Here is a 10,052-nt window from a genome sequence, read left to right as displayed (position 1 = left end):
ATCAGCACTTTCGGTCATTATCTCACAGTTGTGTATACACAGTAGCCCCCCGGGAGAGGGATTTAGGGTGTAGACGCCAAAGCGGCTTCTCGAAGAGTGGGCGAACCGGTACGCTATTTAATTGCCAGTCCCTACTCTAGCTAACCTTCTGGCAGCACAGTCAGTTCGTAGCTGCCTTGGCCTTCGTACTCAACAGAAGTCACAAAGACTCTGTAGGAACCGCTTTGGGGCAGGGTAAGTTCTAGCTTTGAGTTTAAATTATCAGCGCTAATATCGTCGTTTGAATCGATAACCTCGCCATCTGGGCCTGACAGCAACAAATAGGTGTCAAAATCCTGGCTTTCTAAACTGATGGAAACCGCCTCTCCCTCTGTTCCATCAAATCGATGTAAATCAACCAAACGGTTACCTTCGTCAAATTCGACCAGTTCGTCTTCCTCATTCAGCTCATCTTGAATCTGGAGTAAAGGAGCCGCAGCAATGGCTTTTAGGCTACTGAAGGAGACCTCACCATTGGAGAGCTGGCGCAGCCCAAAGGGAGCCGCTAGGCTAACCAGTAAGGTCGCTAGGGATAGGCTAACGGGTTTTGAGAATTTCATAAGACCTCACAAATAGGGTTTGTTGTAGACAATAGTCACTATTCCTGGGCGAGGAGAACTTATTCACAGATGCTGTTCTACATGAGATATTTTCCAGCTGTCTGATGGCATGACATTGGAAAAGTCGCGATCGCAGTTACCCCTGAACGGAAACAAGGATGGGCGCGATCGCGACCTGGAGAACTACTGTAGTAAAATCAAAACTGGACTATTGCGGATGCCGAGAAACAGCGCTTCAGGGCGCGTAGCCCTAGAATCCTACAAGGGCTGGGCCTTAATTGATGATATAGCGAGAGCGGTAGGTAATTTGATTAACCCTACAGGTCACGTCGGAAAAGCTTTGGTTAGCCCTGCAGACACCTTGCGTGTCGTAGCGGTTCCCTTCGGCAAAAACGGCATAGACTTGGTAATAGCGAGTCCCGTCAGCTTGAGTGTCGTAGGGTTGAGGATAGGTCGCAAATGCTATATTGTCCCTTGACTGGCGGAAACCGCTAAACCGCCAAAGGACGTATTCAGACAGACGCTCCTCATAGCTGAAGTTAGAGCAGTTGTTAATTCCATAGACGCCAGACTCTGTTCTGTAGCATTCAAATCCACCCAGCTGAGCTAGAGCAGGAGAGGAAAGCGAAAACGGAAGCAGACAGGAACAAGTCAAAGCAAAGAGAGTTTTCATTCTCGCACCAAAAGTATGCAGTTGTCGGAGCAATAGCCCGGTATTGAGCTCGGTCCAGGCCAGGGCTGGCTGAGCCCCGCAGCCCCGCGCCGAGTTAAAACTCAGCGCTGACTGAGACAAGTCCACTGAAGGGACTGGGGATAGAAGGTTCATTGGCCAGGGCAGACGCCTATATTTTCAACCCCTTCAGTGGGTTTTGCCAGGTTAGCCCTGTCACTTTAGTGCAGGGCGGTGTTCGCGACCGAGTCAGAATTTAAGCCTAGTAGTCTTACCGCAACGGCAGTTTTTTGCGCGCAAGTCCCTTAGTATCGATAGCGATACGTGTAGTCTCCCTGCCGACAGAGCGCGTAGCGGAAAGAGGGAGTATCTGTCGCGCAGGTCCCTGACGCATTGTAACGTCTGCCATCTACCCATTTATAAATAATCCGGTAGTAGTGAATTCCGTCTTCTATATCGTATGGGGTACTGCTAGTTGTAAACATGACGTCTGTACCATTCCTGAAATTATCAAAATTCCAATACGAATAATTGCCGTCCGCATAGAGCCGAAAGAGGCGGCAGTTGCCTTCACTCGAGCCATATTCAAAGTCGCAAACGTCGGGAACCGAATCATATCGCATGGTCAGGCGCTCTGCTAGCGCTTTGCCAGTAGGAATCAAAAGTCCAAAACCAAGGGCCAGGGCAGCGATTGCCTTAAATCTAGTTTTCATTGTGTGTTGCCTCACGAAGCATAAAGGGTCTGATGCAGACACAAATAGCTATTCCTAAATGAGAGGAACTTATTCACCGCTGCGGTCGATGCTTAGGGAAATAGTCTCCTGCCCTGATAAGTGGTCAGACAAAATTAGTTACAATTTTTTGCAAAGAAGAGGCTGATGTCATGCCGAGTTTATCGAGGCATCTCGCCTGGAAGCATCTGCAATTGAGAGATTCCACCCTTCGGGAAGCCGCAAGCGTCTACGCTCTGCTCGGAATGACAATTCCACTTATGTAAATTTCAATGCTCAGATACTTACCATGCCGGGCCTGATCGCGATCGCGCCCCCTCCTGAACGGAAACAAGCGCGATCGCGGCTTTCAACAAGAAGGGGACCGGAGCCATCTCCGATCCCCTTAGCGTTTTTTGACCAAACGCTATCGAACTATTCTAATAATCATAAAGATAGGTTTCTCCATTACTCTGTCGGCAGGCCGCGCTATAGAAATCAGGGGTATCGGTTGCACAGGTACCGCTAACGCCAGAGACCTGTCTACCATCTACAAACTTGGCTCGAATAGAATAGTAGTGAATACCATCTTCAATTCTGTAGGCAGAGCGGTCGGTAATGAACAGGACGTCTACGGCATTGTCGAAGTTGTCAAAATTCCATCGGCTAGTATTGCCATCGACATCTAGCCGAAAAAGGTTGCAATAGTCTCGGCCCGAATTAAGATCGGCTCTGCAAACGTCTGGAATGTCGTCATAGCGCATGCTGACACGCTGCGCTATTGCCTGTCCAGCAGGGATAAGTAACCCTAGGCCAAGCGAGCAGGCCACTAATGTCTTGAATTTGAGTTTCATGAGTTGATGCCTCACATGGATTAAGAGAAGATTGAAATGGAGCGATGCACGATGATGACTGAATCTCAGAACAATTCGACGATTTCCCTCGTCAATAACCTTGGAAGGTCCTCACAAGCAGCCTTGTTTCAGACACAAGAAACTATTCCTCAGCAAAACAAACTTATTCACTGGCTCGCTACAATCCATTCCCAATTAGGGTAAACGCCGCCCAATCTCTGGGGTTTGGATGCTCTGCCATCGTGGCTAGCATGGCCTGCCGCAGGGCCTGAGCTTTGTCTTGCCCTTCCCTGAGCTGACGATAAAACTCAGTCATCAGCTCAGCCGTCGGCGCATCGGGGACAGACCAGAGCGAGACAATCACGCTGGGGACACCAGCCGTAATCAGCGATCGCGATAGCCCCACTACCCCATCTCCAGTGATCCGCCCTCTACCCGTATCGCAGGCACTGAGGATAGCCAAGTTGGCCTGCAAGTTCATATCGTAAATTTCAGCGGAGGTGAGCAGCCCGTCTTCACCACTGCCGGGGGCTAGGGCAACGGCCCCTGGCAGGTCGCGGACGCCTGAGGTTTTCGGGTCGCCGTAGTCTAGGAGGCCATGGGTGGCCAGGTGAATGATTCCGGCTGAGGGCAATAGCTGTTTGACACGGGCTTCGGTAGCTTCATTGCCGGTGAGGGGCTGGGTATTCAAAAACTGGGCAATGGCTTTTGCTTCCTCACCAGCCCCTGGTAGCGAAGCGAGCTGAATCTGACTCAGCTCGCCCGAATCCGTCGGCACCGTAATCTCTGGCATCACTGGATTGCCAACAATTAGGGCATCATCTGTTGACAGAGCAGATTGTGCTTGAGCTGCATCATGGGCCAGGCCAAAGACCTGAATGGAAGGTGCTGTAAGAATCGTATGTTTCTCAACCAGGTAAGTCCCCTCTTCGTCTTGCAGAGCCGCAAACGGGACTAGGAACAGGCTGCCCTGGGGAATGAAGGCCACCTTATCAGCGGGGTCGGTAGGCAGCAGGTCGGCGATGGGGTCGATGAGGATCTGGTGGAGCTCCTTGAGCTGCTCGGTTTCGGTGCTAATTACGTTGAGGGAGGCACTGCGAGTCTCAGCTACCAGATTGGATAGTTCAGAAGGTTCTTCAGCGCCACGATAGAGAGGACCATCGATGCCAGAAAGAGTAGTAATTGGATTATAGTCTGAACTACTAAAGTCAATTGAACGAAAACCAATGTTACCGGAAGGTCGGATAACCCAAATATGAAGAATTTGGTTGCCAATTGTAGAATATGTAACGAGAGTAGTGTTTGCTTCATAAGCAATTTTTTGAATTCCGGCAATTGTAGGAGCTGCACTGTTCAAGTTATTTTCAGAACTTCGCGATTCTGACAAGTTTGGAAGTCGCTTTGCTAGCTGAAGGGCAAAAGCACGAGCACGACTCTGTTCGGCAACTTCAAGAGCCTCATTAGGTCTACCTTGTAGACTAATAGCAAGTTCAAGCACGGCAAACGTACCAAATTGAACATCCAAAAGAGAAATAAGCTGATTGTCAGAAAGATTGGCACGAAGATCTTCATGAATTTCTATTGCCTGTCGGAGAAGTGGCTCTGCTTCTCCGAAATCAGATAGGCTCACATATGCAATTCCTAGATTTGTAAGAGCAATAGCCTCTCCTGAGCGATCTCCAATCTCGCGGGTCATTACCAAAGACTGCTGATAAAATTCAATAGCTCTTTCGAACTCTTCTAAAGCCAAGTAAGTATTACCTATATTTGCTAAATTGTTTAATACTCCTTGACGATCTCCAATCTCGCGTGCTGTTGTTAAAGCCTGTTGATGAAGCTCTATAGATTTTTGATGCTGACCTAAAGCTGAGTAAGCAATAGCTATGCCTCCAAGTGAAGAGGCTTCCCCCTGACGATCTCCGATCGTACGCGCTATTTCTATGGATTGGTTGTGGGCATCAATTGACAATGCGTATTGGTTTAAGTAATAATGGGAAAAGCCAATATTGCTCAGGGCCGTAGCTACCCCTTGACGATCTCCGATCTCACGGGTAATAGATAAGTATTTTTGAAAAAGATCAATAGCTTGATCATATTGTCCTAAAGAGCGGTAAACAATACCAAGACTGCTAAAGGCATTAGCTTCTCTTTGGCGATCACCAATTCTCTGCGCATTGTTTAGAAACTGCTGAAGATAATCAATAGCAGACTCATACCGACCCAGAGAATGGTAGTTAAGGCCTAAGTTACCCAAAGCAGTAGTTTCAGCAGAAAAGTTATTGATTTCAATAGCAATAGTCAAAGCCTTTAAATGAAAATCAATCGCACGTCCGTATTGTCCTAAGGATGCATAAGAGAGGCCTAAGTTACCCAATGCGTTGAGTTCACTCAAATGATCACCGATCTCGTGAGCTATAGACAAAGCTTGTTGTTGAAGCTCAATAGCACGGTCAAACTGGCTTAATGAGTGATAAACAAGACTCATGTTGCTTAGTATGCTTGCTTGCGAACTACGGTCATTAATTTCTCGTGTAATTTTCAAAGCTTGCTGGTAAAATTCAATAGCCCGTTCATAACGACCTAAAGATTCATATGCTAGCCCTAGTCGCCCTAAGGTAACTGCCTCTCCCGGAAGATACCCGATTGCATGGTCAATCGCCGACGCCTGCTGTAAAAATTCAATAGAACGTTCATATTGCCCTAGAGACAAATAAATGCCGCCTATATTGCTTAGAGAGACAGCCTCACCTCGCTGATCATCAATATTTTGATAAAGAGCCAAAGCTTGTTGAAAAGACTGTAACGCTTCTTGATACTGACTTGAATAGTCTTGTTGTAAACCTTGGTTCAGGAAGCGATGAGCTTCTGCAAGATTTATTTCCGATTGACTGGCCTCTGTCACTCGAAGCTGATAACGACCACGCCCAGTATTATCGTATGAATTAGCTAAAATTTTATAGACACCATCATTGGCAAAGATAACCGACAACTGTGAATTAGTGTTCTGGTTTGATACATCGTCGCTTTCATCAATCAGCTCGCCATTTGTATTCATGAAAAGCACGTAGGTATCAAAAGCTTCACTCTCTAGATGAATTGTGATTGACTGTCCAGCTTGTCCCTCGACTTCATAAACGTCGTACAAACTACCATCTGATAGAGCTGCATCTCCCTCTTCTAGTACACCTTCGACCTCAAGCAGCACCGTAGCTGACTCATCAGTTTGCTTTGACTGAGCTGCTTCTATTCGACGCATTTTTCCAGTTGCTTTAGAAAAACTGGGCTCTATGCTGGCAGAACTCAGCAAAAAGTTAACAGCGACTAAACTAAATAGCATTACAGCTTGTTTCATGACGAATATGTTCCCCCTAAAGGGTCGATTAAGCTAGAGCCCATTGCCTATCAAAATAAACGGAGCCCAGTAGTAGGGGTGTTCTGAGGAGCCTTCTAGCGCAATCGGCTCACCCGTATCGGCATCGAGGATCTGAATACCAGCTCGGGGTTCGCCGACGAAAGAGAGGTCGTCATTGATTAGAGCAAGCTGCGATCGCTGCAGGGCCTCAGTCTTTGAGTACCCATTCTGTAACGCCAGATAGAAAGAATTCATCAGCGTCTGGGTGCCGCCGTCGTCTACCTGCCAGAGAGACGCGATCGCGGCTCTAGCTCCGGTTCTCTGAATCTGATATCCGAAGCCTAAAATCTCGTCGCCGTTGCCCAGCCCGCCGCTGACGGCAGTTTCGCAGGCGCTTAGCACGACCAAATCCACGTTGGGCAGCTCCCAACTGGAGATATCGCGCAGGTTAATGCGATCGCCGTTGCCAAATAGAATAAACGAGTTATCGGGAGATCCTGGCAAGAAAGCGGCGTGGGTCGCAAAATGCACGATGCCATAGCTTGCTAAATTGGGTAGTACGTTTGAAGGGTTGAACTGCTGATTAAAGAAGGTTTCCGAATTCGCAATCTCCTGACCAATCAGATCGACTTCTTTCCCAGCAAAAGGCAGCCCCGAAAAGCTAAACTGACTGTCTCCTACTTCAAAGCTATACTGCCCTTCAGAGAAAGCTCCCGCGATTACTGATAGGTTTTGGGAATCTGGAGCAGAAAAGTCAGTCAGGGAGGCAGCGGTGATCTGGTTGATGTTATACCGTTGGACCAACCACTGCTCACCATCGTGGAGGGCAGATAAGGGAATATAGCGCAGCTGGCTGTCGGCAGCATACAGCAGAGTTTGAATATCCGCGGCTGCTAGCTTATCCTCCAGCGGCTGGATTAAGCGTGTATACAGCTGTTGGCCACTCCCGGCTGGGTTGCTATTTATGTTAGTGATATCGCGACGAAACTGTAGGATTTCCGCATTGAGCGTTTGGCGATTGACAGGGACGGTCTCACGGATGATATCGTTTTCTGAAACCAAGATAATTTCCAAACGATCCTCAAGCACAAGTGGATACAGAAGCGCGGCTCGGTCTAGAGCGCGGAGGTTATCCTGAAGATTCTCTAGGCTGTCGGGGTTCAAATTTTGGCTACTCGCAGTCCGCTTCAGCTGCTGTACTTCTGTCTGAACATCGGCGCGGCTGATGAAGGCATCTAATGGCGTCTCCGCTCCCTGCTGTAGCTCTTGCGCATAAATTTCGAGGATGCTTTGCTCTGAAGGCCAATAGTCTAACGTACCGTCTAGCTGCTCATTCCCCCGAACAGTGTGCAAAAAGTCTTCCAGCTCCTGTACTCGCAGCAAATCTAAAACCTCTTGAGCTTCAAAAATTCGGTCTTGCTGCAGGAGTAAATCGGCCAGGGCTCGATAGTCTTCTGCAATCGTCTCCACAAATGAGAGCTTGAGCTCACGAGGCAAAGCCTGATTATCGCTGCGGATCGCTTCGCGGGTATTGACGGACTTTTTATAAAATGCAATAGCCAACTCGGGCTGCTTTTTGTCAACCAGCAGTTCCGCCAGACGGCTATAGGCATAGGCTTCTGACCAGCGATCGCCCAGCTTACTGGCGACGATTAAAAGCTGCTGATAGGTCTCACCCGCTTTTGCCAGATCGCCCAGAGCATAGTAGGCTTGCCCCAAAGGAATCAAAGCGTTCGGCCCGGCTGAAGAGGCAGACCATGTGCCTTCCTTTTCTAAAACCTGTAGCGCTGTGTCTATTGCTTCGCTGTGTCTACCCAACGCATTTAAAGCATGGGCTCTGACGGCAAGGTTCATCGAACCGCCACCTTCAAATGAGGCTAATGCGTTATCTTGTACGGCTTGGTACTGAGGAGGCAGTTCATCAGCGTATTCGCGATCTTCAAGCAATGGTAGCCAAACCTCATCCCGGTATCGCTCAGACTGCTGCTGGATGCGCTCGGTTAAGTCTAAAGCGCCCTGATATTCTCCCATTGCGTAGTAGTTGTAGGCGACATAGGGCAGATATGAAATCACAAAGATTTGGGAAGCGCTTTCTAAGAAAAACGGTAGGTCTTCTGTTCCACCACTATTGTTGGGTATTTCAGAAAGGCGATCTACTGGCTGGTCGTTTTGTTGAGCGATGGATAGCTCGAAATAGCGTTTGTAAATCGCATTCGACTTTTCATACTGGCCCAAAAGATGGTGTATCCAAGCTAGCTCAGGTAGTGTGTAGTCCTCGATAGCAGCTATATCATCTGGGTCTGAAGCCTTTGCCAGCTCAACTTCTCGATACTGTTCCAAGGCATCCAGTGCCTGTTGATACTGTCCTCGACCGATATAGTTCTGTATCAACCCGACGAGCGCTCTTGATTCCAACCCTGCGCCACCGTTCTCTCGCGCTAGCGTGAGTTCCTCTTCTCCAGCTTCGACAAGCTCTCCATAATTAAGACCCAGACCTTCAATATCTGGCCCTCCAGGCTCAGTCCCATGCATCGAACCTAAAATTTGTCCGACCAGTTCGAACGTCGAATCGTCACCTTCAGAAGCTGTCGCGAACTGCGGATAGCGGGTAAGAATAAGTTCTTGCCCGGCTTCATCACCAGCAGCCTGAAATATCTGATACGCTTCCGAAACCAGCGACTGAAGCTGAGTCAGTACGGCAGCATCGGGCTCTTCAAAGCTAGTCTGACCAGTCCCAACATCAATATTAACGCCTATAGCCTGCGGCAGAAGCTCATTAGCCTGCTCCAGCATTTGATAGGCATCGGCACCGTCCCAGACTGCTAAGCGATAAGGCCCTTCCCCATCTTGAACTCTCAAGCGATAGGTGCCGTTCTGAGGCAGAGTTAGCGTCACTGCAGAGAGGCTGTCGCTTGATAGGGGATCTTCATCTGCGCAATAAAGGTTTTCTGGGCATTCTACAGTGGGGCGAAGCACAGGATTTCCCTGGGGATCTATCACAATAATCTCACCAACCCATTCGTCCGACCGTACCGTAACGGCAATCGCCTGACCCGCTCGACCTTCAAAAGTAAATTCATCGTAGACGGTGCCATCGACTACCGAATCACCGGGTTCTAGAGCGTCTTCTCGCTGCAAAATCAGCTCAGGCTGCTGGTTCTGGCTAAGCAGCGTCTGGGTAACGGATGGCTGCGATCGCGCCTCACCAACGGTTACCGCCCTGGCTTTTTCAGCCATACCCGAAACAGTCGCCAAGGCAGACAACCCTAGCAAAGCTGTCTTAAATAATCCAGATATATCAATAGCTTTCATAGCGTTGAAAAATCTTTACTACAATAAGTGATAGAAAACAAGTAAATGCTCAGAAAATTTAATAGAAGGCGAGATCTTCTAAATCTGATGAAAATTAAGCTAGACGCCCCCCAGTTCTGGGAGCGTAGAAAAAGGCTCAATTAGTAAGCTGCGCTCTAATTTGCCTGAGCATCCGAGGCACTTTTACCGCATAATTGACAACGCCTTCGCCGAATGAGTCTCTGGCTTCAGCCGAGTTGAGGGCAACAATGTAAAACTGCTCATCAATTTCAGCTAACACAGGCCCACCCGAAGAACCCGGAAACGTATCGCATTCGTGATAGACCACCTCTAAATTATCTTCACCCAGAACGGTGCATCCGGCATGGGCACCGGCGGTCTGGCCTGGGTTTTCGACCGGGTAATCGCCGGAATATCCCACCATTAGCAGCTTTTCTTGAAAGCTCTCGCTCGCTAGCTCAGCCGAGTCGATTTCAGCAAAGCCAATCGTGCCATACTTCTCGCCGAGCGGCTTGCTGAGCACGACCAAGGCCCAATCATCCGGGTGGGGCGGGG

The 10,052-nt window shown here is 48.7% G+C and carries 7 protein-coding genes; all 7 read right to left on the bottom strand.

What is annotated here, in order from left to right; all coding sequences use genetic code 11:
* Positions 1 to 140: 140 nt before the first annotated feature.
* Positions 141 to 599, bottom strand: coding sequence for a PPC domain-containing protein (locus IQ241_RS24265; RefSeq protein ID WP_193912240.1), 459 nt, complete (start codon positions 597 to 599; stop codon positions 141 to 143).
* Between the two features lie 274 nt (positions 600 to 873).
* Positions 874 to 1,272 carry a hypothetical protein gene (locus IQ241_RS25880; RefSeq protein ID WP_228022059.1) on the bottom strand — a complete coding sequence of 133 codons (399 nt, stop codon included), beginning with the start codon at positions 1,270 to 1,272 and terminating at the stop codon, positions 874 to 876.
* A 302-nt stretch (positions 1,273 to 1,574) separates the two neighbouring features.
* Positions 1,575 to 1,982, bottom strand: coding sequence for a hypothetical protein (locus IQ241_RS24260; RefSeq protein ID WP_193912238.1), 408 nt, complete (start codon positions 1,980 to 1,982; stop codon positions 1,575 to 1,577).
* 437 nt (positions 1,983 to 2,419) lie between these two features.
* Positions 2,420 to 2,743: a hypothetical protein gene (locus tag IQ241_RS24255; protein WP_228022058.1), complete on the bottom strand. Its 324-nt coding sequence runs from the start codon at positions 2,741 to 2,743 to the stop codon at positions 2,420 to 2,422.
* 268 nt (positions 2,744 to 3,011) lie between these two features.
* The gene (locus IQ241_RS24250) at positions 3,012 to 6,185 is read right to left on the bottom strand and encodes a CHAT domain-containing tetratricopeptide repeat protein (protein WP_193912234.1); all 3,174 of its coding nucleotides are present in this window, start codon (positions 6,183 to 6,185) and stop codon (positions 3,012 to 3,014) included.
* A 33-nt stretch (positions 6,186 to 6,218) separates the two neighbouring features.
* A complete protein-coding gene (locus tag IQ241_RS24245) occupies positions 6,219 to 9,497 on the bottom strand; it encodes a CHAT domain-containing protein (protein WP_193912232.1) in 3,279 nt (1,092 codons plus the stop codon).
* 136 nt (positions 9,498 to 9,633) lie between these two features.
* Positions 9,634 to 10,052 (bottom strand): trypsin-like serine peptidase (locus tag IQ241_RS24240; protein WP_228022057.1); only part of this gene is annotated, 419 nt, incomplete at its 5' end.

The organism is Vasconcelosia minhoensis LEGE 07310 (assembly GCF_015207255.1).
In the GTDB taxonomy this organism is placed as follows: Bacteria; Cyanobacteriota; Cyanobacteriia; order Phormidesmidales; family Phormidesmidaceae; genus Vasconcelosia; species Vasconcelosia minhoensis.
This window is presented reverse-complemented; position numbering and strand designations above follow the sequence as displayed.